The organism is Streptomyces sp. NPDC055966, from assembly GCF_042269865.1.
Lineage (GTDB): Bacteria > Actinomycetota > Actinomycetes > Streptomycetales > Streptomycetaceae > Streptomyces.
This window is the reverse complement of the sequence record NZ_JBHJYK010000006.1, coordinates 120,736-146,904: the sequence shown is the minus strand read 5'-3', so window position 1 is coordinate 146,904 and position 26,169 is coordinate 120,736. Positions and strand designations below refer to the sequence as shown.

Genomic DNA, 26,169 nt, shown 5'->3' with positions numbered 1-26,169 from the left:
CGGTCCTACGGTGCTGCGGCGCGGCCCCCCGGTCAGAACTCCGTCAGGTTCTCCCGCAGGGTCCGGCCCGGCGTGTAGGCCGTCCGGGTCAGGCCGCGGCGCTGGAGGGCCGGTACGAGGCCGTCGGCGACCTCGGCGATGTAGCGGCGGTTCAGCCGCAGCAGGGGTGTCGTGATCATGAACCCGTCGCCGCCGACCTCCTCCATCACCTCTCCCATGCGCTCGGCGACCCGGTCCGGAGTGCCGACCAGGTCGACCGAGGACACCAGGCCGCCGGCGCCGTCGATAACCAGTTCCCGCAGGGTCTTTCCGCTGCCCCACTGCTGGAGCTTGTCGAGCGATCCCTGCTCCCCATTGGTCTCCAGCCGGTACGGGAGGGGCTCGTCGAGGTCGAACTGCGCGAAGTCGATCTCGGTGAGCGCGGACGTCTGGGCGAGAATGTCCTGGATGAATTCGGGCGAGGACACCATCCGGGTCTGCTTGTCGCGCGCGTCCTGCTCGGTCTCGCCCAGTACCGGGGTGACGCAGAACAGGACCTTGAGCTCGTCCGGGTCACGGCCGAAGTCACTGGCGTGGCGGCGGACGTCCTCCCTGAACTGCCGCATGCTCTCGACACCGTTGGCGATGGCGATGATCGAGTCGGCGTTGCGGGCGGCGAAGACGCGTCCGCGCGGGGAGGCGCCGGCCTGGACGAACGCGGGCCGGTGCTGGGGCGAGGGAACCGTGTTCAGCGGACCGCGCACGCTGAAATACTTGCCCTTGAAGTGGATCGGACGGACCTTCGTGTGATCGGCGTACACCCCCTTGTCCCGGTCCAGGACGACGGCGTCCCGGTCCCAGGAAGCGAACAGCTGCTTGACCACGTCGACGTACTCGTCCGCCATCTCGTAGCGCACCTCGCGCGGCGGCAGTTCGTCCAGACCGAAGTTCCGGGCGGCGAGGTTCTCGGCGCTGGTGACGATGTTCCAGCCGAATCGGCCTCCCAGCATGCTGTCCATGGTCGAGGCGAGGCGCGCGGTCATGAACGGCGGGTAGGCCAGCGTGGACAGGGTGGCGACGATGCCCAGGTGCTCGGTGGCCAGACCCATGGCCACGGCCAGCGGCACAGGATCGTGCTTGGGGACGACCATCGCCTGTTTGAGCGCCGCCTCCGAGGAGCCGCCGTAGCTCTCCGGGACCATGAGCTTGTCCTCGACGATGACGTAGTCGAAGCAGGCGCGTTCCAGTGCTTGGGCGACCTCGGTGTGGAACTTCCCGTCCCACGGCGACCCGCCGGTGCCGAACGGCCCCTGCCAGTCGTCCGGGGTGAAGTTGAAGATGAAAGCGAGATGGAACTTACGCGTCACGTGTCTTCCCTCCGCTCTCGCTGGCCGTCGCACGCCGGTCCTGCCTGCTGCGCGCGAAGAGCAGCCCGTTCCCTTCCTGCACCATCCCGACCGCTTCTGCGGTCACGTGGCGGAAGAGTTTCTCTCCCAGCGCGGCGCTGGACCCCGAGGTCGGTGACAGAATGCCCTGGTTCGTCGTTCGCTCCACGTCGATGGGATGCAAGTACACGCCGCTGCGCGGCGGGTGGTCGTGATCCGGCCGTCCGGCGCCCACCAGCTCGGGGCGCAGGTGCAGCATCAGACTGGTCTCCGTGAGCCCCGCGTGCTCGGCGTGCCAGCCCGGAAAGGCCGGGAACTCCGCGGTCAGCCAGGACTCCTGGACGAGGCTCCACCAGCTGAAGGCGAAGACCTCCTTGTCCTCGGCCAACCCCTGCTGTCGGACCTGGTCCAGAGCCTCGAAGATGAACGGTTCGTTCTCGTAGTGCCCGTTGACCACGATCAGCCGCAGGAACGACAGCCGGAGCAGGGATTCGAGGGTTTCCCGGAGGAACCTGATGAGGGTGTCGCCGTTCACGTACAGGGTTCCGGGGAAGGACAGACCGCCGCCGCTCTGCGGCAGCGACCGGGCCGCGATCGACTGTACGGGGAGGGTGATGCCGCCCAGTTCCGCGGCGATCTGCCGGGCGAACTCCTCGGCGAGCACGGAGTCCACACAAAGGGGGAGATGCGGTCCGTGCTGCTCCGTCGCTCCGATCGGCCAGACCACGGTACGGGCCGAGGCCAGGGTGTCGGGGACACGCGGGCTGGCGAGGTCGGCGAAGGCCCGGCCGGTCGTCCCGGGGCGGCTCATGTGGCCGCCTCCAGCGACCCGGGCAGGAGGGCCGAGGTCTCGGTGACGATGCGGTCCAGGGTCGCGTACATGTCGGTGTGCAGGGCGGTGTAGACCTGGGTGGCGTTGGCGCCAACCCTCAGGTAGTCGGCGACGTCACGCCCCGAGGAAATGCCTCCGCAGCCCAGGACGGGCAGGTCGAAGCCGTGCCGACGGAGTCTCCAGACGGCGGCAAGGACGAGCGGTTTGATGCCGGGGCCCGAGTAGCCGAAGACACCGCCCAGTTCGAGCTCCCCGGTGTCCGCGACCACCGCAGCTCCCGAGATGGTGTCGCTGATCGTGACTGCGGCGGCCCCACCGGCCAGCGCGGCGCGCACCCGGCTCTCCAGCCCTTCACCGATGGCGAGCTTCACCGAGAGAGGCAGCGAGGTGCGCCTGCGGGTCTCGGAGGTGTAGGCGAACACTCGCTCCGGGGTGTCCTCTTCGAGACCTGCCTCCTCGTTCAGGCAGGAGATGCCGAGTTCGAGCGCTCGGCAGCCGGTCCGCTCCACCTGCGCGGCGAGGTCGCCGAGTTCGGCGGGGGTGTCGGCGTGCAACGAAGCGATGACCGGAAGGTCGTCGGCGGCGAAGGACCGGAGCACCTTCAGCCAGTGCTCGACAGGCCGCTTCGAGTATGTGGTGCTGTTCAGCATGCCCACAGGGAGCCGTACGATCCGTTCGTCCAGCCCGGTCGGCGGACTGGGGTGAATGGTCTTGGTGACGACGGCTCCCGCGCCGGTCGCCAACAGCTTGCGGATATTGCGTTCCTGGTCCGTCAAGAGACCCGATCCCACGAGCACGGGGTTTCTCAGGCGCATGCCCAGGATGTCGACGCCGGTCACGCGATCCTCCCCGGGGCTGGTGCCGCGCTCACGCGACAACGCCGGCCTTGATGGCTTCCTGCTGCTGTTCGGTGGCGGACAGGATGGCATCGGTCAACAGGTCCGGCTTCTTGATGAATTCGTCGAAGTCGAGGGTGCGGACGGCCCCCACGCGGTGCAGCCCTTTGAGCAGATGGCTCGCCGACTCGGTGAAAGGCAGTTTGGTGACCAGGACGACAGGGCGCCCCATCGCCGTGGCCCAGCCGAGTTCCACATGGGTCCCATCGGTCCGGCGCAGGGTGAGGTCGGGCAGCAGCGGCAGAATGGGGACGAAGACATCACATTTTTTCATCCAGCGGAAATCGCGCACAGACACCTGGTCCGGCGTGAAGATGTCCGTCTTTGCACCGAACCGCTCGACGAGGTGTGCGGAAAATATGTTTCCGCCATGGGCCCTGACGGTCTCGATGGCCGTCGAAATGGCGTCTTCTAGATGACCGACGAACCCATCCGGGAGAATAGCGTGCTGAATCGGTCCACCGACGAACACATCGAGTCCACTGAGGAGTCCGGGGCGGGCACTCACGGTTTTCACTGCATTTACTCCTTGGGGCCTTCGTGGAAAACGGTGCCTGGTTCTGGGCCGGCAGGTGCGAGGGCGGGGGAACGGGGCGGGACGTGGCCGGGGGCGTCGTCGTCCGCGATGCGCGTGTAGCGGCCGCGGTGGTACACCAGCGGACGCTTTCCGGTGGCCGCAGCGAGTCCGCAGACGTCGGCCCGGACGACGGTGTGATCGCCGCCGGGGTACTCCGCGTGCACTTGGCAGTCGAGCCAGGCCGCAGCCCCGCAGAGGATCGGCGAGCCGTTCGGCGAGTTCGCCCACCGCACGCCGGCGAACTTGTCGCCGCCCGACCGGGAGAAGGCCCGGCTGAGACCGGCCTGGTCCTCCGCGAGGATGTTGACGCAGAACATGCCGGCGGACCTGATCAACGGCCAGGTCGTCGATGACCGACTGGGGCAGAGGATCACCTGGGGCGGCTGGAGGGACAGGGAGGAGAATGCCTGGCACGTAAAACCGACGGGTCCGCTTCCGCTAGTCGAAGTGATGACAGTCATGCCCGAACAAAAATTCCCGAGAACGTCGCGAAAGGATTCCTGAGTGACCTCTTCGAGGAGCATTGCGGACGGGATAAATTCAGGCAATTCCTCTCCTTGCCAGCCTCTTGCTCGCGAAGTATGCCCGATGGCGCTGCGGCCGGGTGTGTGACCTTTGCAAACCTCGCTCACTGACGCATCTGAATCACGTAACGAGCCTCGCACCGGCATCCCGGGTCGTCAATTGTGTCTTTGAGATTGGCTGATTCGGCGCCAAAGGATTTGAGTAAACTCCATGAAGTCCTGACCGAACGGGCATCGTGCGTGCCCGTGTCCCGGTGTGTAAGCGCCCGGATGGATGTCCGGAGCGAAATAACGGGAGGCGCCCAGGGCGGAGGGCGGGTCACGGCCGGTGTGCCGGGGCGAGAGGTGAAGGGTATTCGGCTATCGCTCCCTCCGGAGCCGGCCACCTCGCAAGGCGGCGAAAGGGCGTACGCCTTGTCGGCACCGTCGAAGTGGGGCACGGTAGGCAGCGGCGCCCCCTCCCCGGCGCATTCCCGGGGCACGAGCCGGCCGGTGCGGACTTCCGCACGTGTGCCGAGGGGCGTCGCAGCGCTTCCGGCACCGACGATCTGCGCTGGCGCACGGCGTGTCCTGCGCCCATCAGCGCCCAGAGGAGTACTCGCCATGTCGCCCAAGCACTCCACAATCAAAAGGATCTTCGTCACCGGGGGTGTCGCCTCTTCCCTCGGCAAGGGTCTGACTGCCTCCAGCCTGGGTGCACTCCTCAAGGCGCGGGGCCTGCGGGTCACGATGCAGAAGCTCGACCCGTACCTGAACGTCGACCCGGGCACGATGAACCCGTTCCAGCACGGCGAGGTGTTCGTCACCAACGACGGCGCCGAGACCGACCTGGACATCGGCCACTACGAGCGCTTCCTCGACGTGGACCTCGACGGGTCCGCCAATGTGACGACCGGCCAGGTCTACTCGCAGGTCATCGCCAAGGAGCGGCGCGGCGAGTACCTCGGTGACACCGTCCAGGTCATCCCGCACATCACCAACGAGATCAAGCACCGCATTCGCCGGATGGCGACCGACGACGTCGACGTCGTCATCACCGAGGTCGGCGGCACGGTCGGCGACATCGAGTCGCTGCCGTTCCTGGAGACCGTCCGCCAGGTCCGCCACGAGGTCGGCCGCGACAACGTCTTCGTCGTGCACATCTCGCTGCTGCCCTACATCGGCCCCTCGGGCGAGCTGAAGACCAAGCCGACCCAGCACTCGGTCGCCGCCCTGCGCAACATCGGTATCCAGCCCGACGCGATCGTGCTGCGCGCCGACCGCGAGGTGCCGCTGTCCATCAAGCGCAAGATCTCGCTGATGTGCGACGTGGACGAGGCCGCCGTGGTCGCCGCCATCGACGCCAAGTCGATCTACGACATCCCCAAGGTGCTCCACACCGAGGGCCTGGACACCTATGTCGTCCGCAAGCTGGACCTGCCGTTCCGCGATGTGGACTGGACGCAGTGGGACGACCTGCTCGACCGGGTCCACAACCCGCTGCACGAGGTGACCGTCGCGCTGGTCGGCAAGTACATCGACCTGCCCGACGCCTACCTCTCGATCACCGAGGCCATGCGGGCCGGCGGCTTCGCCAACAAGGCCCGCGTCAAGGTCAAGTGGGTCACCTCCGACGACTGCAAGACCCCGGCCGGCGCCAAGAAGCACCTCGGCGACGTGGACGCGATCCTGGTGCCCGGCGGCTTCGGCGACCGCGGCGTCAACGGCAAGATCGGCGCGATCCAGTACGCCCGCGAGAACAAGGTGCCGCTGCTCGGCATCTGCCTGGGCCTGCAGTGCATCGTCATCGAGGCGGCCCGCAACCTGGCCGGCATCCCGGACGCCAACTCCACCGAGTTCGACGCCGCCACCGTCCACCCCGTCATCTCGACGATGGAGGAGCAGCTGGCCTACGTCGAGGGCGCCGGTGACCTGGGCGGCACGATGCGGCTGGGTATGTATCCGGCGAAGCTCGCCGAGGGCTCGATCGTCCGCGAGGTCTACGACGGCCAGCCCTACGTCGAGGAGCGCCACCGCCACCGCTACGAGGTGAACAACACCTACCGCGCGGAGCTGGAGAAGAAGGCGGGCATCGTCTTCTCGGGCACTTCCCCGGACAACAAGCTGGTCGAGTATGTCGAGTACCCGCGCGAGGTGCACCCCTACCTGGTCGCCACTCAGGCGCACCCGGAGCTGCGCTCGCGCCCGACCCGCCCCCACCCGCTCTTCGCAGGCCTGGTCAAGGCCGCGGTCGCGTACCGGAACTTGGTGTCGGGGCCGGCCTTCGGCCAGTCCCCTAGGGGTGAGTTGTGATCAATGGGCGGTTCTCGTGAGGTCCTTGAGCCAGATCATCGAGACGCGCAGGTGGAGGCCGGCGAGGTAGCTGTCCGGGGTCTTGTCGTACCTGGTGGCGATGCCTCACCAGGCCTTGAGCTTGTTGATCAGGCGCTCAAGGAACAACTGGCGGCTACGGCACCGAGTCTCTCCGACCCGGCACGTCCCATTAGGCGTCTATTCCAGCTTTCTGCGCCACGTGGGGTGGCGACTCGGCGCTATGGAATGGACGCCCGCAGCACCCTCGTCAAAGTCGGCCGCCGCGGCTTTGTCAGAGGTCCGGGGGACCTCTTCCTGGACGTGGCGCTCGATCTGTCGGCCAACCGGCCATGAAGCGCATTCCGTGCTCGCCCGCCGCCGAAGATGGCCATCGGTCTTCAGCCTGCCGTCAGTTCCGTCAGCGGCAGGGTGTGCTGGGTCTGGAGGACCTTCGCGCGCAGGTAGCGGACGTTGTGGGCGGTGGTGAAGACGCCGGTCGGCACCCGGTCCCGGACGACGACGCCCAGCGACCTCACCGGCTGGGCGTGGACGCGGTGGCGCAAAGGGGGGGCGCCGGCGAGCTGGAACGACAACCGATTCGGCTGGAGCAGGACTCTGCCGTAGAGTTCAGCGTGCCGTCGCGGGGTGGAGCAGCTCGGTAGCTCGCTGGGCTCATAACCCAGAGGTCGCAGGTTCAAATCCTGTCCCCGCTACTTGATGTGAGGGGCCGGTGGATTCGTCCACCGGCCCCTCGCTGTGTACGCAGTCGCCTCGGATCCACCCCTGCGATCGGACGGACCGCTCCTGTCGGACTGTGCGTGTCAGACCGTCGGGCAGCCGGCCGCCTTGAGGCCGTTGTTGAGCCCGGTCATCGAGCAGGGGCAAGGCATCGCCACCCGTCACGAGAAGACCGCAACCATCCACCCGGCCGAACTTCACATTGCAGGCATTTCACCCTGGTCCGCTCGGCGATCCAAACGAAGGTTCGGAGAGAAATTTGTGAGATGCCCGCCCTCGGCGAACAGTAAAAACAGCCTCTGAACTGGGACTTTCAGTGGATCACTAGAATCTGACCCCATTCTAACGTCACGTACATCCTGTACATTTTTTACAGACGTCGAGCCGCACCGGCGGCCACGCCACACGAAGGGGTACGACCATGTCCCGCGCATTCGCCCGTCACGTCCTGCCGGAGTTCACGGAGCGCACCAGCAGCGGCGCACGCACGCTCGATCCCTACGGCAAGCTCTTCGAGGACCGGATCGTCTTCCTCGGCACCCCGCTCGACGACATCGCGGCCAACGACGTGATGGCGCAGCTGATGTACCTCGAACACGCGGCCCCCGAGCGGGACATCACGCTGTACATCAACTCCCCCGGCGGCACCTTCCAGGCGATGACCGCGATCTACGACACGCTGACCTACGTGAGCTGCGACGTGGCCACGTACTGCCTGGGCCAGGCCGCCTCCTACCCCGCGCTGCTGCTCGCGGCCGGCACCCCGGGCAAGCGGTTCGCGCTGCCCGGGGCGCGCATGGTGCTGGAACAGCCCCAGCTGGCCGAACCGGCGCAGGGGCAGCCGAGCGACCTCCTCATCCAGGCCGAGGAGTTGACGCGGATGCGGGCGTTGACGGAGGAGATGCTGGTGCGGCACACCGGGCGCACGGCGGAGCAGGTGCACGCCGACCTGGAACGGCAGACGGTCCTGGACGCCCCGGCGGCTCTCGCCTACGGTCTGGTGGACGGCATCGTGCCCGGCCGGCGCGGCACGCCCGGCGCACCGGACGCGAGGTGAGCCGCGGATGCTTCCCGAGCTTCCGCCGCTGCCCGCACTCACGCGGGCCGAGGGCGAACTGATCGACCGGTACCTGGAGGCGGCCGACCTGCTGGGCAGGGTCAACCCGGCGGCCGGCGGGGACACCTACCGAGGCCTGCGTGCGGCCCAGGCACTGGTACGCAAGGCCGCAGAGCTGCGTGACGCCCTCGCGTTGATGCACCGGCGGGGCGAGACGGAGCTGCACGGGGACACGCTGGCACGGGCGTTGCGGGTGCTGGACGGTGAACGCCGTACTGCGCGCGTCACGCTCCCGCCGGACGGCATCGGCTGATCCGGACGCCCAGACGATCCAGTGGGATCGACATGTCGACACGATTGGTTCGAACGGGGTGTCAAACGGCCCGAACGACGTACCGCCGACCGGTGTATATCCAGATCGTTTTCCGGGGCCCGCGGCCCGCGCACGGCGCGGTCCGTCGGATCCTGCACGCTGACGTCTTCCCAGGTCCGGGGCTACGTACGGGTTTTGACGAGGTCTCGAACGCCGCGCTGTCCACCCGAACGGGTGAGTGGTGAGTAACGCCACAAATCCCCGGTTCCGTTGGGATTTTCTGACTGCAGTACGTCAAGATCCCTGACTGACGACAAGCCCCCGCCACAACGGCGGGGCGATCCGGGCGGACGCCGAGTCCTGCCGCCGCCCGGGTGACCGGTCGACAGGAGTGGATCGGCAGGAGTGGAGGACCCAGGCAAGACGGGTCGCCGGAGCGGACGTCGTCTGTGCGTGACAGGCGGACGACCGAAGGCTCCGAGCAGCCCTTGGGGTGAAGCCGCGGCAACGCGGCCGGGCACCTTCGCCAGCCCGAATCCGACAGGTCATCCTTCACAGGCGGCTGACGAAGGGTTGCGCATGACTGCGCTCAATCGTGTCCCGTCGCTCATGGCCCGGGCCGGTACGGCCTCGGCCCTCACCCTCGCCGCCGTGGGCGGCTCGATCGTGGTCCCGGGGCTCTCCACCGACGCCTCGGCAGCTACCCTCGCGACGAAAGCGCTCCAGGTCGCGGCCTCCAAGAGGGGCGCCCCGTACCAGTACGGGGCCACCGGGCCGCGCCGGTTCGACTGCTCGGGGCTGACCCTCTACTCGTTCAAGAAGGCGGGCAAGACCCTGCCGCGTACCGCCGCCGCGCAGTACAACACGTCACACCACATCTCGGCCGACAGCCGCAGGGCCGGTGACCTGGTGTTCTTCCACTACGGCTCGAACGTCTACCACGTCGGCATCTACGCGGGCCACAACAAGATCTGGCACGCGCCGAAGACCGGGGACGTCGTACGGCTCCAGAAGATCTGGACCAGGAGCGTCTGGTACGGCCGGATCAGCTGATCCGGCGTCAGGCTGTGAGCGGCTCCGGCAGCAGGGCCGCTCACAGCACCGTAGCGCCACCCCGGTGCCCGCCTGGAGCCCACGGGCGGACCGGGGAGGCGGGACGACCGCACCGCGCGATCTCGGTGGCCCAGTAGCCCACCGTCGGCGCTGACGTCCCTTCAGGATGCCGTCGGCACCGCCCACGGCAGTTCGATGGACACCGTCTTGCCGCCCTCCCGCGTGGGGCGGATGCGGAGTTTGCCGCCGCACTCGGCGGTGAGCCAGCGGATGATGACCATGCCGCGGCCGTTGTCCTGCTGCACGGCGGCGGGCAGTCTCTTCGGGAAGCGGGGATGACTGTCCGTGACGCCGATGTGCAGTTGTTCGTCACGGTCCAGTGCGATGTCGACCGTGAAGGTGGGTGACTGGCCGAAGGTGTGCTGTACCGCGTTGGTGGCGAGTTCGGAGACGATGAGCCGGACGGTGTCGGCCGCTTCGGTGTCGGACGGCAGGCCCCACTCCGCGAGAGTGCCGACGACGTAGGAGCGGGCGGCGGAGACCGAGGCGGGAGCGCTCGGCAGAGTGACGGATGCTTCCAGGTGGTCTGCCATGGCGTCGTCGTCCCTTTCCCGCGGGATCGCACCGACAAGGAGCGGTTGGTTCGAGTACGGTCCCGGACTGGTGCTTCTTCGTCAGACTGCCATCACCGACGCGGTCACGGGGAGGGATCCACCAAGATATGCATATATCTGTCGCCCGAAGCGGTGAACTCTACGACGGAATACCGTATTTGGGCGGCCCGGAAGGAGTAAGGAGGAGCCCATGCAGAACGGGCCGGCGGTACGGCGCCGCAAACTGGGCGCCGAACTGCGCATGCTGCGTACCGGCGCTGGGCTCACGAGCGGTGACGCGGCCCGGCTGGTCGGGTGGCACCAGTCGAAGGTGAGCCGGATCGAGACCGGTGCCAGTGGGGTGAAACCAGCCGATGTGCGCTCACTGCTCGACGCCTACGAGGTGCGGGACGGGCATCTGCGCGAGTTGCTGCTGATGCTGGCGGGATCCGACGGGGCGGGCGACCGGCACCGCTGGTGGCACGCCTACCGCGGGGTGCTGCCGCCGACGTACCGGGATTTCATCAGTCTGGAATCGCAGGCGAGCGCGATGCGGACCCTGGAGACCACGGTGGTCCCGGGCCTGCTCCAGACGCCCGAGTACGCCCGTGCGGTGACCCGGGCGGCGGTGCCCGACCTGGACGAGGAGCGGCTGGACACGCTGGTGGAGGTGCGGCTGGCCCGGCAGGACGTGCTGCGCTCCGACCCTCCGCTGGAGCTGAGCGCGGTGCTGGACGAGGCGGTGCTGCGGCGCGAGGTCGGCGGCCCCGATGTGATGGCCCGCCAGCTGGAGCGGCTCACGGAGGCCGCCCGGCTGCCCCAAGTGCGGCTGCAGGTACTGCCGTTCGCCGCCGGAGCCCATGTGGGCCTCACCGGACCTTTCGTTATCTTCTCATTTCCGAGCACTTCTGATCTGGACGTGGTTGTTCTCGACCAATTGACGAGTAGCCTCTACCTCGAACGGAAAGAAGACCTCAAGGCTTACTCGGAGGCCTTCGACACCCTTCGGATCCACGCCCTTTCCCCCGAGGACTCGTTGGATTACATCGCCGGGATAGGTGACGGCGCGTAAGGAGGCACGCCCCCCATGTCAGCACCGCCTCGGAACGTCCCTGCCAGTACCGACCTGCACGACGTGCGCTGGCTGCGCAGCAGCTACAGCACGGGAGCCAACAACTGTGTGGAGACGGCTCGGCTGCGCTCCGGCCCGTGGGCCGGAGCGCTCGCCGTGCGCGACTCGAAGAGCCCGGCCGGGCCCGCGCTGCTCTTCTCCGCCGGCAGCTGGGCCGGGTTCCTCTCCACTCTCTGATCAGAGCCGATCACACGTAGTCAGTCAGGTAATCAGCCAGGCAGTCCGTCACGCGTGGAGCACGGCCGTGTCACGCCGACTCATGGTCGCGTTTCGTCGATCACCCGTACAGCGCGTTCGATCTCCGCCCCGGACAGGTCCGCCCGGGCGGTCAGCCGCAGCCGCGAGATGCCGTCGGGCACGGAAGGAGGACGGAAGCAGCCCACGGCCAGTCCCGCCGTACGGCAGTCGGCCGCCCAGCACACCGCCTGCTCCGGGGACGGAGCCCGCACGGAGACCACCGCGGCGTCCGGACGCACCGCGTCCAGACCCGCGGCGGTGAGCCGTGCGTGCAACTCCGCGGCCACGTCACGGGCCCGCGCCGCCCGCTCCGGCTCGCGCACGAGCAGCCGCAGGGCCGCCAGCGCCGCACCGGCCGCCGCCGGGGCCAGCCCCGTGTCGAAGATGAACGTCCGGGCCGCGTTGACCAGATGGTCGATCACCCGCGCCGGTCCCAGCACCACCCCGCCCTGACTGCCCAGCGACTTGGACAGGGTGGCCGTGACCACCACGTCCGCCGCGCCCGCGAGCCCCGCCGCGTACGGCGCGCCCCGGCCGCCGTCGCCCAGCACCCCGAGCCCGTGCGCGTCGTCCACGACCAGTCCGGCGCCGTACTCGCGGCAGGCCGCGGCCAGCTCGGCCAGCGGCGCCGCGTCGCCGTCCACGGAGAACACCGAGTCGGAGACGACGATCGCCTCACCCTCGTGCGTGCTCAGCGCCTTGCGCACCGCCTCCGGGTCGGCGTGCCCGACGACCTGCCGGGCGCCCCGGGCGAGCCGGCAGCCGTCGATGAGCGAGGCGTGGTTGCCCGCGTCGGAGACGATCAGCGAGCCGTGCGGGCCGAGTGCCGTGACCGCGGCCAGGTTCGCGGCGTACCCGGAGGAGAAGACCAGGGCCGCCTCGAAGCCGCAGAAGGCGGCCAGCTCGCGCTCCAGCTCGGTGTGCAGTTCGGTGGTGCCGGTGACCAGCCGGGAGCCGGTGGAGCCGCCGCCCCAGGTCCGGGCCGCCCCGGCCGCGCCCTCGACGACCTCGGGGTGGTGGGCGAGGCCCAGGTAGTCGTTGCTCGCCAGGTCCAGCAGGGGTGAGTCGGCGGGGCGCGGGCGCAGGGTGCGGACGAGTCCGGCGCGGCGGCGCGCCTCGGCCTGGTCGTCGATCCAGCCGAACGCCATGGGTCCTCCGGGGCTTTTGTAGGTAGCGGACAGACCCTAGCGGCACGGCCGACCGCCCAGGGTGTGGCAATACCCACACGGTGAACCGTCTCCGTTGTGCAAACTCTCCTTGGCCCGGGGCGGTCCCGTAAGACAGGATCGGACCTCATGGACCTGCTGAACACGCTGGTGGACAAGGGGCTTCGGCGCGAGCTGCCGACCCGCGAAGAAGCGCTCGCCGTGCTGGCCACCTCCGACGACGACCTGCTCGATGTGGTGGCCGCGGCCGGGAAGGTGCGCCGGCACTGGTTCGGGCGCCGGGTGAAACTCAACTATCTGGTGAACCTCAAGTCGGGCCTGTGCCCGGAGGACTGCTCCTACTGCTCCCAGCGGCTCGGCTCGGACACCGGCATCCTGAAGTACACCTGGCTGAAGCCCGACGAGGCGTCCCAGGCGGCGGCGGCCGGGCTGGCCGGCGGTGCCAAGCGGGTCTGTCTGGTGGCGTCGGGCCGCGGTCCGACCGACCGTGACGTGGACCGGGTGGCCGGCACGATCAAGGCGATCAAGGACCAGAACGAGGGCGTCGAGGTGTGCGCCTGCCTCGGGCTGCTCTCCGACGGCCAGGCCGAGCGGCTGCGCGAGGCGGGCGCGGACGCCTACAACCACAACCTCAACACGTCCGAGGGCACGTACGGGGACATCACCACCACCCACACCTACGCCGACCGGGTGGACACGGTGAACAAGGCGCACGCGGCCGGTCTGTCCGCCTGCTCCGGGCTGATCGCGGGCATGGGCGAGAGCGACGAGGACCTCGTCGACGTGGTCTTCTCGCTGCGCGCGCTGGACCCGGACTCGGTCCCGGTCAACTTCCTGATCCCGGTCGAGGGCACCCCGCTGGCCAAGGAGTGGAACCTCACCCCGCAGCGCTGCCTCCGGATCCTCGCGATGGTGCGCTTCGTGTGCCCGGACGTCGAGGTGCGCATCGCGGGCGGCCGTGAGGTCCACCTGCGCACGATGCAGCCCCTCGCGCTGAACCTGGCCAACTCCATCTTCCTCGGCGACTACCTGACCACCGAGGGCCAGGCCGGCAGGGCCGACCTGGAGATGATCGCGGACGCCGGGTTCGAGGTGGAGGGCGCCGGCGAGGTGACGCTGCCGGAGCACCGGGTGGCGGGCACGGCGGCGGGCGGCTGCGGCTCGCACGCGAGCGCCGGGTGCGGGTCGCACGAGGGCACCGAGGGTGCCGGGTGCGGATCGCACGCCGGTGGTGGTGTCTGCGGCACGGCGGAGGTGCCGGTCGCGAACGAGGCGCGCACGGACCTCGTCGCCGTACGCCGCCGAGGGGCCGGAACGGACCTCGCGCCCAATGCCTGAGCTGGGTGTGCCCGAGCTGCTGGAGCTGGACCGGCGGCACGTGTGGCATCCGTACGGACCGATGCCGGGGGGTGTCCGACCGCTCGTCGTGGAGTCGGCGAGCGGGGTCCGGCTGCGGCTCGCGGACGGCGCGGGCGAGCTGGTGGACGGCATGTCGTCCTGGTGGTCGGCGATCCACGGCTATGCCCACCCGGTGCTCGACGAGGCGGCGCGGCGGCAGCTCGGCCGGATGAGCCATGTGATGTTCGGCGGGCTCACGCACGAGCCCGCCGTGCGTCTCGCGAAGCTCCTTGTCGACATGTCGCCGGACGGTCTGGAGCACGTCTTCCTGGCCGACTCCGGCTCGGTGTCGGTCGAGGTCGCCGTGAAGATGTGCCTCCAGTACTGGCGTTCGCTCGGCCGCCCCGGCAAGCAGCGCCTGCTGACCTGGCGCGGCGGCTATCACGGCGACACCTGGAACCCGATGTCGGTGTGCGACCCCGAGGGCGGGATGCACCAGCTGTGGTCCGGGGTGCTGCCGCGCCAGGTGTTCGCGGACGCGCCGCCCACGGAGTACGAGGAGTCGTACGCGGACCGTCTGCGGGAGCTGGTCGCCCGCCACGCGGACGAGCTGGCCGCGGTGATCGTGGAGCCGGTGGTGCAGGGCGCGGGCGGGATGCGCTTCCACTCCCCCGCCTATCTGCGGGTGCTGCGCGAGGCGTGCGACGCGCACGACGTGCTGCTGGTGTTCGACGAGATCGCCACCGGATTCGGCCGGACCGGCGCGCTGTTCGCGGCGGACCACGCGGCCGTCACCCCGGATGTGATGTGCGTGGGCAAGGCGCTGACCGGCGGCTATCTCACGATGGCGGCGACGCTGTGCACCGCGCGGGTCGCCGACGGCATCTCGCGGGGCGAGGTGCCGGTGCTCGCGCACGGCCCCACGTTCATGGGCAACCCGCTCGCGGCGGCCGTGGCCTGCGCCTCTGTCGAACTGCTGCTGGGCCAGGACTGGCTGTCCGAGGTCAAGCGGATCGAGACGGGCCTGCGGGACGGGCTGGCACCGGCCGCGGAACTGCCGGGTGTGAAGGACGTCCGGGTGCTGGGCGCCATCGGGGTGGTCCAGCTCGATCACGAGGTGGACATGCGGGCCGCCACGGACGCCGCGGTGCGGGAGGGCGTGTGGCTGCGCCCGTTCCGCGACCTGGTCTACACGATGCCGCCGTACGTCACCTCGGACGAGGACGTGGCACGGATCGCGCGCGCGGTGCGTGCCGCGGCGCGGGAGGGTTGAGATGCCGGTACTGGTGATCACGGGGACGGGCACGGAGGTCGGCAAGACCGTCACCACCGCCGCCGTCGCCGCCGCGGCGCTCGCGGCGGGGCGCTCGGTGGCCGTGCTGAAGGCCGCGCAGACGGGCGTACGGCCGGACGAGCGAGGGGACGCCGACGAGGTCGCGCGGCTCGCGGGTCCGCTCACGGCGGCCGAAACGGCCCGCTTCCCCGAGCCGTTGGCGCCGGGTACGGCGGCCCGGCGGGCCGGGATAGCGCCGGTGCACCCGCAGGAGGTGGCCGACCGGGCGGCCAAGCTGGCCGCCGAGCACGATCTGGTGCTGGTCGAGGGCGCGGGCGGGCTGCTCGTCCGGTTCGACGCGGCCGGCGGCACGCTGGCGGACGTGGCCGGGCTGCTGGACGCGCCGGTGCTGGTCGTGGCCTCGCCCGGGCTCGGCACGCTGAACACCACGGAGCTGACGGCCCACGAACTGCGGCGCCGGGAGCTGGAGTTGGCGGGCGTGGTGATCGGCAGCTGGCCCGACTCCCCCGACCTGGCCGCCCGCTGCAACGTGACCGACCTGTCGGCGGTGGCGGAGGCGCCGCTGCTCGGCGCGATTCCCTGCGGGGCCGGGGCGTTGTCGCCGGGCGACTTCCGTGGGGCGGCGCCGGGGTGGCTCGCGCCACCGCTGGACGGGACGTGGGACGCGGAGGCGTTCCGGGTGCGGGTGGCGCCGTAGGGGTACGGCGCGGGTGCCTTCGAGGATCCCGGGGGACAATCACCCTGAGAACGTCCTCCGGGAGGTGCCATGCGACTGATGTCGGCCGGTTCTGCCAAGGTCGCGCCGAGCCCTGTCCACCATCCGCTGTTCGCCCGGTTCTACGCCCGCTGCAGCGTCGACGCGGAGAGGCGGCTCGGTCTCGCCGCCGTGCGGGAGCGGCTGCTCGCCGGGCTGTCCGGGCGGGTGATCGAGGTCGGCGCGGGCAACGGGCTGAACTTCGCCCGCTATCCGGCCGCCGTGGCCGAGGTCGTCGCCGTCGAGCCCGAGCCGCTGCTGCGCCGGTTGGCGCTGGATGCCGCGCAGCGTGCCCAGGTGCCGGTCGACGTGGTGCCGGGCGCGGCGGAGGCGCTTCCCGTCAAGAGCGAGGCGTACGACGCGGCGGTGCTGTCGCTGGTGCTGTGCAGCGTGCGGGACGTGGCGCGGGCGCTCGCCGAGGTACGGCGGGTGCTCCGGCCCGGCGGTGAGGTGCGCTTCTTCGAGCACGGCCGCGGCGGCGGCCGGATGATGACGCTGACCCAGCAGGCCCTGGACCGCACCGTGTGGCCCGTGCTGTTCGGCGGCTGTCACGTCGCCCGCGAGCCGGTCAAGGCGCTGCGCGAGGCGGGATTCGAACTCGGCCCGTACCGGCGGCTGTTGCTGCCGGAGCAGGGCCCGAAGCTGCCGACCTCGTACGGCGTGCTGGGCGTCGGCTGGCGCCCGAGGGAGCCGGGGTCCCGCTGACCGCCCCGAGCCGGACGGCCCGCGTCAGATGCTCCAGCGGCGCAGCTCCCCTGCGATGGCGTCCACGTCGGCCGCGCCGTCCTTTACCAGCCGGGCCAGGTCGCGCACCTGCTCGGCGGAGGTGACGACCTTGACGCCGCTGGCGACCAGGTAGGCGTAGGCGACCGCCGAGGCGAACAGCGCGTTGGAGCGCTCCAGCGCCGGCACGTGGATCAGCAGCTGGAGGAGGGCGGCGGCGCGGGCATGCGGGTCGTCGTAGACGGGCACGCCGAATATCTCGGCACGGTGCCGGGCGACGGCGGCGATCAGCGCGCCCCAGTCGGTGACCTGCGGGTCCCCGGGTGTGCGCTGTTCGGCGAGCATGAGCAGCCAGGCGAGGTCGATGCTGAGCTCGTTCAAGGGATCAGCGGCCGTCCCCGGTGCCGCCACCGCTGCCCCGGGTCTCGGTGAACTCCTCGGCGAACACGGTCTCGTACTGCTTCATGAAGTCGGCGGCGGCGTCCACGAACGTGCGGCCGGCCTCGCCGGTGTCCTGTCTGACTAGCTCTTCTATGTAGCGGTTGACGCTGATGCCACGGGCCAGGGCGCGTTCGCGGGCCGCGCGGGCGGTGCCTTCGTCCACGCGCACGTTCAGCTGGGTCTTCGCCATGCTTCGACGCTAGCGCCGAGGTGCTAGCAACCGCAAGGGCGCACGGAATCGCCGTGCCGTGCCTGTCTGTCCCCCGTGCGCGCCGTCCCTTACGCTCGCCCGGGACAGGCGTACGCGTACCGGCGACCGGGAGGCGGTCTTGTCCACACCTGACGCAGTGGCTGCGCAGCACGGGCCGGGGCGCGCGCCGGACGGCGGGTTCGCGGCCCGCGCCCGCGCCCTGACCAAGGCCTACGGCTCCGACGAGACGGCCGTGGTCGCCCTGGACGCGGTGGACGTGGACATCGCGCGCGGCCGGTTCACCGCCGTGATGGGGCCCTCGGGCTCCGGCAAGTCCACGCTCATGCACTGCCTGGCGGGGCTCGACACCGTGACGGCGGGCGAGGTGTGGCTCGGTGACACCGAGATCACCGGGCTGAGGGACCGTGAGCTGACCCGGCTGCGCCGGGACCGGATCGGGTTCATGTTCCAGTCGTTCAACCTCGTTCCGACGCTCACGGCCGCCGAGAACATCACGCTGCCGATGGCCATCGCGGGCCGCAGACCCGACGAACGATGGCTGGACCAGGTGATCGACAGGCTCGGCCTGCGGGACCGGCTGGCCCACCGGCCCGCGCAGCTGTCCGGCGGTCAGCAGCAGAGAGTGGCGTGCGCGCGGGCGCTGCTCTCCCGGCCGGAGCTGATCTTCGCCGACGAGCCGACCGGCAACCTGGACTCGCGGGCCGGCCTGGAGGTGCTGGGCTTCCTGCGCGGGGCCGTGGACGATCTCGGGCAGACGGTCGTCATGGTCACCCACGACCCCGGCGCCGCCGCCCATGCCGACCTGGTGCTCTTCCTCGCCGACGGCCGCATCGTGGACGAGACGGCCCGGCCGACGGCGGACGCCGTACTGGAACGCATGCGTGTCCTTTCCGGAGGGAACCCCCGGTGCTGAAGGCGACCCTGAGGAGCTTCCTCGCGCACAAGGGGCGGCTCGCGCTGTCCGCGCTGGCGGTGATCCTGTCCGTGGCGTTCGTCGCGGGCAGCCTGATCTTCTCCGACACCGTCACCCGTACCTTCGACCGGCTCTTCGCCTCCACCGCCGCCGACGTGAGCGTGCAGCCGAAGCAGGACCTGAAGTCCCCGGTGCCGGGCGCGGCGGTGCAGACCCTGCCCGCGGCGCTGCGGGACCGGGTGGCCCGGGTCCCCGGGGTCGCGGCCGCCCGCGCGGACGTCAAGGTGCAGAACATCGTGGTGGTCGACCGCCACGACAGGTCCGTCGGGCCGACCACCGGCGCCCCCACCATCGCCACCGCCTGGTACGCCGGTCACCGCAGCCCGGTGGTGCTGACCTCCGGCCGCGCGCCGCACGGTGCGGGCGAGGCGCTGCTGGACGCGGACACCGCGGACAGGAAGCGCGTACGGATCGGCGACCCGCTGACGGTGCAGGCGCAGCCGGGCACGTTCCGCGTCCGGGTCGTCGGGATCGCCACGTTCACCACGACCAACCCGGGCGCGGCCCTGGTCTTCCTGGACCCGGCGGTGGCGGGCCGGGAGCTGCTCGGCTCCCAGGCGCTCGCGACCAGCGTCTCGGCGGACGCGGCGAAGGGCGTGTCGGACGCCTCCCTCAGGCTGCGGGTCGGCCGGGCGGTCGGCACCGGCGCCTACGACGTGAAGACGGCCGGCGAGCAGGCCGAGTCGGCGGCGGCCGCTCTCGGCCCCTTCCTGGACGTGATCAAGTACGTGATGCTCGGCTTCGCGGGTGTCGCGCTGCTCGTCGGCGTCTTCCTGATCGTCAACACCTTCTCCATGCTGACCGCCCAACGCACGCGTGAGCTGGGCCTGTTGCGGGCGCTCGGCGCGGACCGGCGGCAGGTGCGGCGCTCGGTGCTCACCGAGGCGCTGCTGCTCGGACTGGCCGGCTCGACGCTCGGCCTCGGCGCCGGGATCGGGCTGGCGCTGGGGCTGATCCGGCTGATGAGCCTGTTCGGGATGAACCTCAAGGCCACGGAGATGGTCATCGGCTGGCCGACGCCCGTCGCGGCGTACGTCGTCGGGCTCGGCGTCACCTTCGTGGCGGCCTATCTGCCCGCCCGGCGCGCGGCGGCGGTCTCGCCGATGGCCGCGCTGGTGGACGCCGAGGTCGCCGGCGTGGGCAGGCCGCTGACGGCGCGGGCCGTCGCCGGGGCGGCGCTCGGTGCGGCAGGTGCGGCGGCGCTGGCGGGGTGCGCGGCGGCCACGAGGACCGCGCAGGCGGCCGTGCTGCTGGGTGTCGGAGTCGTCCTGACCCTGATCGCGACCGTGGTCGCCGGACCGCTGCTGGTTCGGCCCGTGATCCGGGTGCTGGGCGCCGCCTTCCCGGCGCTGTTCGGCCCGGTCGGCCGGATGAGCCAGCGCAACGCCCTGCGCAATCCCCGCCGTACCGGCGCCACCGCCGCGGCCCTCATGGTGGGCCTGGCGCTGGTCGGCGGGATGTCGGTGGCCAGCGCCTCGATGTCGGCGTCGTTCGACCGGCAGATCGACAAGAACCTCGGCGCCGACTTCATCGTCCAGAACGCCGGCTTCACCCCGTTCACCCGGCAGGTACGGGACACGGTGGCCGCCACGCGCGGCGTCGGGCTCGTCGTGGCGCAGCGGCTCACCCAGGTCGCCGTACGACTGCCGGACGGCCGCCGGGTCCAGACCTCCGCCGTCGGGTACGGCCCGGGGCTCGACGACGTCGTGCACCTCACGTACGCGCAGGGCGGCACGGCCGCCGCGCTGGCGGACGGGCACCTGGCCATGGACGCCGGCTTCGCCAGGGACCACGGGCTGCGGATCGGCGGCACGCTCCCGGTCGAGTTCCCCGGCGGGCGGCACACGACGCTGACCGTCGGCGCGCTCACCCACCAGGACACGGCACAGGGCTTCGGCGCCCAGGGCGGCCTGTACTTCGGCCTCGCCACCTTCGCGAGGTACGTGCCGAGCGGCCAGGACTCGGTGCTGTACGTCAACGCGGCCGCCGGTACGAGACCGCAGGACCTGCGCCCTGGGCTGGAGCGGGCGCTGAAGCCGTTTCCGCAGGTCCAGGTGCGCGACCAGGACGACTACAAGCAACTGGTCCACGACCAGATCGCCGTGCTGCTCTACCTCGTGTACGCGCTGCTCGCCCTGGCGATCGTCATCGCCGTGCTCGGTGTGGTCAACACGCTCGCCCTGTCGGTGGTGGAACGGACGAGGGAGATCGGGCTGCTGCGCGCGATCGGGCTGGGACGCCGGCAGCTGCGCCGGATGATCCGGCTGGAGTCGGTGGTGATCGCGGTCTTCGGAGCGGTCCTCGGGCTGGCGCTGGGGCTGGTGTGGGGCGTGTGCATGCAGCGGGTACTGGCCCTGCGCGGGCTGCGGGAACTGGCGGTCCCCTGGACCACGATCGTCGCGGTCGTCATCGGCGCGGCGGTGGTGGGCGTGGTGGCGGCGCTGCTGCCGGCCCTGCGGGCGTCCCGGATGAACGTGCTGGCGGCGATCGCCCACGAGTGAGGATCCGGCGGGCGCAGCCGAGCGTGGAGTGAGGACCCGCCGGAGAGCATCCGCCGTGCCGGGTCGCGCCCGACGCACCCGGGATCGCCTGCTCAGCAGCGACGCGCGTCGAGCGCCTCGTCGTTGGCCGTGGTGGCGGCCGCGGAGCGCCTGTACGGCGGTGCGGAGAACGCGCCGGATGCCCGTGGGGTGGCTGCTCGATGAGGAGTTCGCGTTCGGCGAGCCCTAGGGGACGACCGGCGAGTTCCTCGCCGAACTCGCGGATGCCGTAGCCCACCAAGGCACGTGCAGCGACACCACGGCCCAGGCCGTCCCCTTCCTCACAGAGCTGATCTGTGACGACGGCGTCGCCCCCGGCAGCCGCTTGGTTCTGCTCGGCGACCTGTTGCGGCTCGGTGCCTCGGGGCTCGCGGCAGCGGTCTCCGTGGCCGACCGCGTCACAGCACTCGGGGGCGTCTGGGAGGAGTCCGCGGCTGAGTACCTGACACGGCGGGCCATCGTCAGCGAGCTGCCGAGGCTGCTGTCCCGCTGGGAGGACGAGAGCGATGCCGTCCGATTCGCTCTCCCGGCTCCGGCAGGCAGTTCCCGCGCCGACGTCGTGTCGCTCAAAGCCGCACGCCCGAACGTGGATCCGGAGAATCTGGGACGGGCCGTCCTTCCGGTTCTCGTCCTCGAAGACGTGGGGCCCGACGCACAGGCATAGGGAGAGACAAGGGAGGGGCATGGGGAGACGAAGCCGCCGGGGGCGGTGCGCGGCCCGCGTTGTCCGCCCCCGGCACGGAAACCGTTCGCCAGACAGACCGGCGCTCTGCTTGGCTCCCCCCATGAGCGATCTCCACATCCGCTGCGCCACCCTCTCGGACATCGACACCGTGCTGCGGTTCTGGCGCGACGCCGCGGAGGGAACGAGCATCAGCGACGACCACGACGGAGTGGCCCGACTCATCGCACGAGACCCCGAAGCCCTGCTCCTCGCCGAGCGCGACGGCCTCCTCACCGGCACGGTCATAGCGGGCTTCGACGGATGGCGATGCTCCGCCTACCGACTGGCCGTACACCCCGACCACCGCCGGCAGGGCATCGCCACCGCCCTGCTGGAAGCCGCGGAACAACGCTTCGCCGCCCTGGGCGGGCGACGGGTCGACGCCATGGTGCTGGAGGCCAACGAACGGGCGCACCACACGTGGGCCGCGGGCGGCTACCATCGCGAGGACCACTGGCGGCGCTGGGTGAAGCCGCTGTCCGAGCCCGCGAACTGACCCCGAAGACCAACTTTGCCCATCCTTTACCATTGAGGGAGCACTCGACCCCTCGATGAAAGGTTGTGAGCGTCCGCCCATGGGCGAGCCTCCCAGTCCGCGACACCGCGCGTTCCGCCCCGCCCTGCCCGATCATGGGACGGGGGTGACCCGATGACCGAAGTGCTGCTCCTTCTGGTGGCGATCCTGCTGTCGCTCGCCTGCGGCGCCTTCGTGGCGGCGGAGTTCTCGCTGACCACGGTGGAGCGCGGCGAGCTGGAGCGCGCGGCGGAGCGCGGCGAACGCGGGGCGCAGGGCGCCCTGAAGGCCGCGCGGAACCTCACCTTCCAGCTCTCCGGCGCCCAGCTCGGCATCACCGTGACCAACCTGGTGGTCGGCATGCTCGCCGAGCCGTCGATCGCCAAGCTGCTGGCCGGCCCGTTCCGGGCGACGGGCCTGTCGGACGACGTGGCGAGCTCGGTCGCCCTGGTGGTCGGTACGGCGCTGTCGACGGTGTTCCTGATGGTCGTCGGCGAGCTGGTACCGAAGAACTGGGCGATCTCCTCGCCGCTGGCCGTGGCCAAGCGGGTGGGCAGTGCGCAGCGCTTGTTCAGTGCGGCCTTCGGGCCCTTCATCACACACCTGAACAACACGGCCAACCGTGTGGTGCGCCGCCTCGGCATCGAGCCGGCCGAGGAGCTGGCCTCCGCGCGCGGCCCCCAGGAGCTGGCGGCGCTCGCCCGGCACTCCGCGAAGCAGGGCGCGCTGGAGGCGGACACCGCCGAGCTGTTCGTGCGCACCCTGAACCTGGCCGACCTCACGGCGGAGAACGTGATGACCCCGCGCGTACAGGTCGTCGCCCTGGACACCCAGGCGACCTGCGAGGACGTGGCGAACGCGACCCGGGCCACCGGGCTGTCCCGGTTCCCGGTCCACCGGGGCGGCCTGGACTCGGTCGTGGGCATCGCGCACGTGAAGGACGTCCTGGCCGTGCCCGCCGCCGAGCGGCCTCGCCGCCCGGTCTCGCAGGTGATGCGCGAGCCGCTGCTCGTCCCCGAGTCCCTGACCGTCGACCGGCTCCTGGACCGCCTCGGCGGCCGGCGCACGATGGCCGTCGTCATCGACGAGTACGGGGGCACGGCGGGCGTGGCGACGCTGGAGGACATCGTGGAGGAGGTCGTCGGCGAGGTGCGCGACGAGCACGACCCGCACGAGACGCCCGACCTCGCCCCCGCCGGCGCGGACGAACAGGGCCGCGCCCTGTACTCGGCCGACGGCGCCGCCCGCACCGACCAGCTCGCGCGCGTGGGGCTGCGCGTCCCCGAGGGGCCGTACGAGACCCTGGCCGGTCTGGTCGCGGCGCGGCTGGGCCGGATACCGCGGACCGGTGACACGGTCGAGGTCGCCGGCTGGCGGCTGGACGTCGTGGACGCCTCCGGCCGCCGGGCGGCCCGGGTGCTGCTGCACGCGCCGCTGGACGACGAACAGGCCCACGGAAGCCCGGAGGGGGCGCGATGACCGCCGTACAGCTGCTGATCGGGCTGGCGACGCTCGTTGTCAACGCCTTCTTCGTGGCGGGCGAGTTCGCGCTGATCTCCGTGCGCCGTTCGCAGATCGAGCCGCTGGCCCAGGAGGGCGACCGGCGCGCGAAGAGCGTGCTGTGGGCTCTGGAGCACGTCTCGGCGCTGCTGGCCGCCGCCCAGCTCGGCATCACGCTGTGCACGCTGGTCCTCGGTGTGGTCGCCGAGCCGGCGATCGCGCATCTGCTGGAGCCGGTCTTCCACGCGCTCGGGGTGCCCGTGAGCGCGGGCCACGCCGTGTCCTTCGTGATCGCGCTGACCCTGGCGACGTATCTGCACATGCTGCTCGGCGAGATGGTCCCGAAGAACATCTCCCTCGCCGAACCGGTGCGCGGCGCGCTGCTGCTCGGCCCGCCGCTGGTCGCGCTGTCCCGGGCGCTGCGGCCGGTGATCTTCTCCGTCAACGCGTTCGCGAACGGGCTGCTCAAGCTGTTGCGGGTGGACGCCAAGGACGAGGTCGCGGCGAGCTTCACCGACGCCCAGCTGGCCGAGATCGTCAAGGACGCCGGTGAGGCCGGCCTGATCGACGACCGGGCGCAGGAGCGGCTGCACGACGCCCTGGAGCTGGGCCGCCGGCCGGTGCGGGACGTCGTGGTGCCGTTGGAGAGGGTCGTCTACGCGCGCGTGGGCGTCACCCCGGAGGAGCTGGAGCGGCTGACGGCCGAGTCGGGCTTCTCGCGGTTCCCGGTGGTCGACGCGGGCCGGCGGATCGTGGGCTATCTGCACGTCAAGGACGCCCTGGACGCCTCGCCCCAGGACATACCGTTCCGGCTGCGGGACATGCGCTCCATCGCGCGCGTGCGGGAGAGCACCCCGCTGGACGACGTCCTGACCGCGATGCGCGGCAGCCGCACCCACCTGGCGGCCGTGCTCGGCGAGGACGGCCGCCTGGCCGGCCTGGTCACCATGGAGGACGTCCTGCGGGAACTGTTCGGCCAACCGGCCCCCGGCTAACGCCGACACGGGCCCCGGAGCCGGGTCCGGGCACCCGGGTCCGGTGGCGGGTCCGGGGGGGGCGGTTGGCTGGATCGGGGGGCGGTTGCCTGGGTCCGGAGGCCGGGGACGCGGGCCGGGTCTCGGGGGCCTGGTCTGGGGGGCCTGGTCTGGGGGAGGCCGGAGGGGCCGAGTCCGGGGCCGTGAGGACGTGGGCCGGGACCGAGGCTGGGGCCCACGGCCGAGGTCCGAAGGCCGAGGGTCGAATCCAGGGTCGTGAGGACGGAGGCCGAGGCCATGGCCCACGGCCGAGGTCCGGAGGCCGGAGCGCTGAGTCCCGGCCGCGAGGACGCAGGCCGGGAGCGAAGCGAGGGAGCCAAGGGGCTGCGAGGACGCGAGGCTGGAACCGGGGCCCGAGAGGCAGGGTCCGGGTCCAAGAGCCGGGGGCCGGGAGCCCGGGGGCAGGGAGCCCGGGGGCAGGGAGCCCGGGGGCAGGGAGGCTGGGGGCAGGGAGGCTGGGGGCAGGGAGGCTGGGGGCAGGGAGGCTGGTCCGGGGTGACCGACCGGCGGGTATGGAAGCGGGATACCATCGCTGACGCCATGCAGACGAATCCCGCATCTCCCCCCTACAGCAGCCTGGTCGCGGTGGGCGACTCCTTCACCGAGGGCATGTCGGACCTCCTGCCCGACGGTTCCTACCGGGGCTGGGCCGATGTGCTCGCCGCGCGGATGGCCGCCCGCACGCCGGGTTTCCGGTACGCCAACCTCGCCGTGCGCGGCAAGCTGATCGGACAGATCGTCGACGAGCAGGTCGACGTGGCGGCGGCCATGAACGCCGACGTGATCACGCTGGTCGGCGGCCTCAACGACACCCTGCGGCCGAAGTGCGACATGGGCCGGGTGAAGGGCCTGCTGACCGAGGCGGTGGAGCGTCTGGCGCCGTCGTGCAGGCAGCTGGTGCTGATGCGCAGCCCCGGCCGCCAGGGCCCCGTGCTGGAGCGGTTCCGGCCGCGCATGGAGGAGCTGTTCTCCTGCGTGGACGAGCTGGCCGCGAAGAACGGCGCGGTCGTCGTGGACCTGTACGGCGCCGCGTCGCTGGCCGATCCCCGGCTGTGGGACGTGGACCGGCTGCATCTGACGGCGGAGGGGCATCGCCGGGCCGCCGAGGCGGTGTGGCAGACGCTCGGGTACGAGCCGGAGGACACCGAGTGGCGGGTGCCGATGCCGGCCACGCCGCCGCCGGGCTGGGCGACGCGCCGGGTCGCGGACGCGCGCTTCGCACGGCAGCATCTGCTGCCGTGGATCGGCCGCCGGCTGACCGGCCGCTCCTCGGGCGACGGCCGCCCGGCCAAGCGTCCGGAGCTGCTGCCGTACGAGGGCCAGGCGTAGCCACGGGTGACCGACGTCCC

28 protein-coding genes, 1 tRNA gene and 1 pseudogene are annotated in these 26,169 nt (G+C 71.1%); 19 read left to right on the top strand and 11 right to left on the bottom strand.

The window, feature by feature from the left end; genetic code table 11:
* Positions 1-32: 32 nt before the first annotated feature.
* The 5 genes from ACFC8N_RS15030 to ACFC8N_RS15010 are packed head-to-tail and all read right to left on the bottom strand — an operon-like array spanning position 33 to position 4,193.
* A complete protein-coding gene (locus ACFC8N_RS15030) occupies positions 33-1,346 on the bottom strand; it encodes an NtaA/DmoA family FMN-dependent monooxygenase (protein WP_356037242.1) in 1,314 nt (437 codons plus the stop codon).
* Positions 1,336-2,175 carry a creatininase family protein gene (locus tag ACFC8N_RS15025; protein ID WP_356037244.1) on the bottom strand — a complete coding sequence of 280 codons (840 nt, stop codon included), beginning with the start codon at positions 2,173-2,175 and terminating at the stop codon, positions 1,336-1,338. The genes ACFC8N_RS15030 and ACFC8N_RS15025 overlap by 11 nt, the downstream gene beginning before the upstream one ends.
* Positions 2,172-3,035 carry a dihydroorotate dehydrogenase gene (locus ACFC8N_RS15020; protein ID WP_356037247.1) on the bottom strand — a complete coding sequence of 288 codons (864 nt, stop codon included), beginning with the start codon at positions 3,033-3,035 and terminating at the stop codon, positions 2,172-2,174. The genes ACFC8N_RS15025 and ACFC8N_RS15020 overlap by 4 nt, the downstream gene beginning before the upstream one ends.
* Before the next feature lie 28 nt (positions 3,036-3,063).
* Complete coding sequence (locus ACFC8N_RS15015; RefSeq protein WP_351015123.1) at positions 3,064-3,609, bottom strand: hypothetical protein; 546 nt, start codon at positions 3,607-3,609, stop codon at positions 3,064-3,066.
* Positions 3,610-3,614: 5 nt separating this feature from the next.
* On the bottom strand, positions 3,615-4,193 hold the full coding sequence (locus ACFC8N_RS15010; RefSeq protein ID WP_376288505.1) for a flavin reductase family protein: 579 nt from the start codon (positions 4,191-4,193) through the stop codon (positions 3,615-3,617).
* 603 nt (positions 4,194-4,796) lie between these two features.
* Between ACFC8N_RS15010 and ACFC8N_RS15005 the strand changes: the two genes are divergently transcribed.
* Positions 4,797-6,485 (top strand): CTP synthase, encoded by a 1,689-nt coding sequence (locus ACFC8N_RS15005; protein ID WP_356037251.1) that lies wholly within the window; start codon positions 4,797-4,799, stop codon positions 6,483-6,485.
* On the opposite strand, the pseudogene ACFC8N_RS15000 reads toward ACFC8N_RS15005, so the two are convergent.
* Positions 6,486-6,626 (bottom strand): annotated as a pseudogene (locus ACFC8N_RS15000) (IS5/IS1182 family transposase); the annotation flags it as partial.
* Positions 6,627-6,731: 105 nt separating this feature from the next.
* On the opposite strand from ACFC8N_RS15000, the gene ACFC8N_RS14995 reads away from it, so the two are divergent.
* A complete protein-coding gene (locus ACFC8N_RS14995) occupies positions 6,732-6,839 on the top strand; it encodes a hypothetical protein (RefSeq protein ID WP_356037254.1) in 108 nt (35 codons plus the stop codon).
* 44 nt (positions 6,840-6,883) lie between these two features.
* Here the strand turns inward: ACFC8N_RS14995 and ACFC8N_RS14990 are convergent, their stop codons facing one another.
* Positions 6,884-7,021 (bottom strand): hypothetical protein, encoded by a 138-nt coding sequence (locus ACFC8N_RS14990; protein WP_376288361.1) that lies wholly within the window; start codon positions 7,019-7,021, stop codon positions 6,884-6,886.
* A 103-nt stretch (positions 7,022-7,124) separates the two neighbouring features.
* Here ACFC8N_RS14990 and ACFC8N_RS14985 point away from each other — a divergent pair.
* From ACFC8N_RS14985 to ACFC8N_RS14970, 4 genes are all read left to right on the top strand, one after another.
* Positions 7,125-7,198 (top strand) — tRNA-Met (locus tag ACFC8N_RS14985).
* A 446-nt stretch (positions 7,199-7,644) separates the two neighbouring features.
* A complete protein-coding gene (locus ACFC8N_RS14980) occupies positions 7,645-8,280 on the top strand; it encodes an ATP-dependent Clp protease proteolytic subunit (RefSeq protein ID WP_376288360.1) in 636 nt (211 codons plus the stop codon).
* A 7-nt stretch (positions 8,281-8,287) separates the two neighbouring features.
* Complete coding sequence (locus ACFC8N_RS14975; RefSeq protein ID WP_376288359.1) at positions 8,288-8,593, top strand: hypothetical protein; 306 nt, start codon at positions 8,288-8,290, stop codon at positions 8,591-8,593.
* 579 nt (positions 8,594-9,172) lie between these two features.
* A complete protein-coding gene (locus ACFC8N_RS14970; RefSeq protein ID WP_356030121.1) occupies positions 9,173-9,646 on the top strand; it encodes a C40 family peptidase in 474 nt (157 codons plus the stop codon).
* Positions 9,647-9,807: 161 nt separating this feature from the next.
* Here the strand turns inward: ACFC8N_RS14970 and ACFC8N_RS14965 are convergent, their stop codons facing one another.
* Positions 9,808-10,239, bottom strand: coding sequence for an ATP-binding protein (locus tag ACFC8N_RS14965; protein ID WP_356030119.1), 432 nt, complete (start codon positions 10,237-10,239; stop codon positions 9,808-9,810).
* 211 nt (positions 10,240-10,450) lie between these two features.
* Between ACFC8N_RS14965 and ACFC8N_RS14960 the strand changes: the two genes are divergently transcribed.
* Positions 10,451-11,311 carry a helix-turn-helix domain-containing protein gene (locus ACFC8N_RS14960; RefSeq protein WP_376288358.1) on the top strand — a complete coding sequence of 287 codons (861 nt, stop codon included), beginning with the start codon at positions 10,451-10,453 and terminating at the stop codon, positions 11,309-11,311.
* A 15-nt stretch (positions 11,312-11,326) separates the two neighbouring features.
* Positions 11,327-11,548 carry a DUF397 domain-containing protein gene (locus ACFC8N_RS14955; protein WP_356030116.1) on the top strand — a complete coding sequence of 74 codons (222 nt, stop codon included), beginning with the start codon at positions 11,327-11,329 and terminating at the stop codon, positions 11,546-11,548.
* 80 nt (positions 11,549-11,628) lie between these two features.
* Here ACFC8N_RS14955 and ACFC8N_RS14950 read toward each other — a convergent pair whose 3' ends face one another.
* Complete coding sequence (locus tag ACFC8N_RS14950; RefSeq protein WP_376288357.1) at positions 11,629-12,756, bottom strand: 8-amino-7-oxononanoate synthase; 1,128 nt, start codon at positions 12,754-12,756, stop codon at positions 11,629-11,631.
* 147 nt (positions 12,757-12,903) lie between these two features.
* Between ACFC8N_RS14950 and bioB the strand changes: the two genes are divergently transcribed.
* The 4 genes from bioB to ACFC8N_RS14930 all read left to right on the top strand — a co-directional run bounded on the left by bioB (position 12,904) and on the right by ACFC8N_RS14930 (position 16,865).
* Positions 12,904-14,112, top strand: a complete 1,209-nt coding sequence (gene bioB / locus ACFC8N_RS14945) for a biotin synthase BioB (RefSeq protein WP_376288356.1) — start codon at positions 12,904-12,906, stop codon at positions 14,110-14,112.
* Positions 14,105-15,385, top strand: coding sequence for an adenosylmethionine--8-amino-7-oxononanoate transaminase (locus ACFC8N_RS14940; protein WP_376288355.1), 1,281 nt, complete (start codon positions 14,105-14,107; stop codon positions 15,383-15,385). The genes bioB and ACFC8N_RS14940 overlap by 8 nt, the downstream gene beginning before the upstream one ends.
* 1 nt (position 15,386) lies before the next feature.
* Complete coding sequence (bioD, locus tag ACFC8N_RS14935) at positions 15,387-16,103, top strand: dethiobiotin synthase (protein WP_376288354.1); 717 nt, start codon at positions 15,387-15,389, stop codon at positions 16,101-16,103.
* 69 nt (positions 16,104-16,172) lie between these two features.
* A complete protein-coding gene (locus ACFC8N_RS14930; RefSeq protein ID WP_376288353.1) occupies positions 16,173-16,865 on the top strand; it encodes a class I SAM-dependent methyltransferase in 693 nt (230 codons plus the stop codon).
* A gap of 24 nt (positions 16,866-16,889) precedes the next feature.
* Here the strand turns inward: ACFC8N_RS14930 and ACFC8N_RS14925 are convergent, their stop codons facing one another.
* Together ACFC8N_RS14925 and ACFC8N_RS14920 are read right to left on the bottom strand one after the other, a co-directional pair.
* On the bottom strand, positions 16,890-17,264 hold the full coding sequence (locus ACFC8N_RS14925) for a fic family toxin-antitoxin system, toxin component (protein ID WP_356030108.1): 375 nt from the start codon (positions 17,262-17,264) through the stop codon (positions 16,890-16,892).
* A gap of 4 nt (positions 17,265-17,268) precedes the next feature.
* Positions 17,269-17,514, bottom strand: a complete 246-nt coding sequence (locus ACFC8N_RS14920; protein WP_071374364.1) for a toxin-antitoxin system, antitoxin component — start codon at positions 17,512-17,514, stop codon at positions 17,269-17,271.
* Positions 17,515-17,653: 139 nt separating this feature from the next.
* Between ACFC8N_RS14920 and ACFC8N_RS14915 the strand changes: the two genes are divergently transcribed.
* The 7 genes from ACFC8N_RS14915 to ACFC8N_RS14885 all read left to right on the top strand — a co-directional run bounded on the left by ACFC8N_RS14915 (position 17,654) and on the right by ACFC8N_RS14885 (position 26,149).
* Positions 17,654-18,448: an ABC transporter ATP-binding protein gene (locus ACFC8N_RS14915; protein ID WP_376288352.1), complete on the top strand. Its 795-nt coding sequence runs from the start codon at positions 17,654-17,656 to the stop codon at positions 18,446-18,448.
* Positions 18,442-21,009 carry an ABC transporter permease gene (locus tag ACFC8N_RS14910; RefSeq protein ID WP_376288351.1) on the top strand — a complete coding sequence of 856 codons (2,568 nt, stop codon included), beginning with the start codon at positions 18,442-18,444 and terminating at the stop codon, positions 21,007-21,009. Before ACFC8N_RS14915 ends, ACFC8N_RS14910 begins: the two co-directional genes overlap by 7 nt.
* 424 nt (positions 21,010-21,433) lie before the next feature.
* The gene (locus ACFC8N_RS14905; protein WP_376288350.1) at positions 21,434-21,712 is read left to right on the top strand and encodes a hypothetical protein; all 279 of its coding nucleotides are present in this window, start codon (positions 21,434-21,436) and stop codon (positions 21,710-21,712) included.
* A gap of 121 nt (positions 21,713-21,833) precedes the next feature.
* Entirely contained in the window at positions 21,834-22,268 is a 435-nt protein-coding gene (locus ACFC8N_RS14900; protein WP_376288349.1) for a GNAT family N-acetyltransferase, read from the top strand.
* Between the two features lie 153 nt (positions 22,269-22,421).
* Positions 22,422-23,765, top strand: a complete 1,344-nt coding sequence (locus tag ACFC8N_RS14895) for a hemolysin family protein (RefSeq protein WP_356030100.1) — start codon at positions 22,422-22,424, stop codon at positions 23,763-23,765.
* The gene (locus ACFC8N_RS14890; RefSeq protein WP_356030099.1) at positions 23,762-24,781 is read left to right on the top strand and encodes a hemolysin family protein; all 1,020 of its coding nucleotides are present in this window, start codon (positions 23,762-23,764) and stop codon (positions 24,779-24,781) included. Before ACFC8N_RS14895 ends, ACFC8N_RS14890 begins: the two co-directional genes overlap by 4 nt.
* 579 nt (positions 24,782-25,360) lie before the next feature.
* Complete coding sequence (locus tag ACFC8N_RS14885) at positions 25,361-26,149, top strand: SGNH/GDSL hydrolase family protein (RefSeq protein ID WP_362821344.1); 789 nt, start codon at positions 25,361-25,363, stop codon at positions 26,147-26,149.
* Positions 26,150-26,169: the final 20 nt, after the last annotated feature.

Excerpts from the sequence above, each read along its gene's own strand:
- ACFC8N_RS14995 (WP_356037254.1), top strand. The coding sequence starts at position 6,732 with ATGGACGCCCGCAGCACCCTCGTCAAAGTCGGCCGCCGCGGCTTTGTC.
- ACFC8N_RS14885 (WP_362821344.1), top strand. The coding sequence starts at position 25,361 with ATGCAGACGAATCCCGCATCTCCCCCCTACAGCAGCCTGGTCGCGGTG.
- bioD (WP_376288354.1), top strand. The coding sequence starts at position 15,387 with ATGCCGGTACTGGTGATCACGGGGACGGGCACGGAGGTCGGCAAGACC.
- ACFC8N_RS14950 (WP_376288357.1), bottom strand. The coding sequence starts at position 12,756 with ATGGCGTTCGGCTGGATCGACGACCAGGCCGAGGCGCGCCGCCGCGCC.
- ACFC8N_RS15005 (WP_356037251.1), top strand. The coding sequence starts at position 4,797 with ATGTCGCCCAAGCACTCCACAATCAAAAGGATCTTCGTCACCGGGGGT.
- ACFC8N_RS14890 (WP_356030099.1), top strand. The coding sequence starts at position 23,762 with ATGACCGCCGTACAGCTGCTGATCGGGCTGGCGACGCTCGTTGTCAAC.
- ACFC8N_RS15010 (WP_376288505.1), bottom strand. The coding sequence starts at position 4,193 with ATGCTCCTCGAAGAGGTCACTCAGGAATCCTTTCGCGACGTTCTCGGG.
- ACFC8N_RS14970 (WP_356030121.1), top strand. The coding sequence starts at position 9,173 with ATGACTGCGCTCAATCGTGTCCCGTCGCTCATGGCCCGGGCCGGTACG.
- bioB (WP_376288356.1), top strand. The coding sequence starts at position 12,904 with ATGGACCTGCTGAACACGCTGGTGGACAAGGGGCTTCGGCGCGAGCTG.
- ACFC8N_RS14955 (WP_356030116.1), top strand. The coding sequence starts at position 11,327 with ATGTCAGCACCGCCTCGGAACGTCCCTGCCAGTACCGACCTGCACGAC.
- ACFC8N_RS14940 (WP_376288355.1), top strand. The coding sequence starts at position 14,105 with ATGCCTGAGCTGGGTGTGCCCGAGCTGCTGGAGCTGGACCGGCGGCAC.
- ACFC8N_RS15025 (WP_356037244.1), bottom strand. The coding sequence starts at position 2,175 with ATGAGCCGCCCCGGGACGACCGGCCGGGCCTTCGCCGACCTCGCCAGC.
- ACFC8N_RS14900 (WP_376288349.1), top strand. The coding sequence starts at position 21,834 with ATGAGCGATCTCCACATCCGCTGCGCCACCCTCTCGGACATCGACACC.
- ACFC8N_RS14965 (WP_356030119.1), bottom strand. The coding sequence starts at position 10,239 with ATGGCAGACCACCTGGAAGCATCCGTCACTCTGCCGAGCGCTCCCGCC.
- ACFC8N_RS14960 (WP_376288358.1), top strand. The coding sequence starts at position 10,451 with ATGCAGAACGGGCCGGCGGTACGGCGCCGCAAACTGGGCGCCGAACTG.
- ACFC8N_RS14980 (WP_376288360.1), top strand. The coding sequence starts at position 7,645 with ATGTCCCGCGCATTCGCCCGTCACGTCCTGCCGGAGTTCACGGAGCGC.
- ACFC8N_RS14920 (WP_071374364.1), bottom strand. The coding sequence starts at position 17,514 with ATGGCGAAGACCCAGCTGAACGTGCGCGTGGACGAAGGCACCGCCCGC.
- ACFC8N_RS14930 (WP_376288353.1), top strand. The coding sequence starts at position 16,173 with ATGCGACTGATGTCGGCCGGTTCTGCCAAGGTCGCGCCGAGCCCTGTC.
- ACFC8N_RS14975 (WP_376288359.1), top strand. The coding sequence starts at position 8,288 with ATGCTTCCCGAGCTTCCGCCGCTGCCCGCACTCACGCGGGCCGAGGGC.
- ACFC8N_RS14895 (WP_356030100.1), top strand. The coding sequence starts at position 22,422 with ATGACCGAAGTGCTGCTCCTTCTGGTGGCGATCCTGCTGTCGCTCGCC.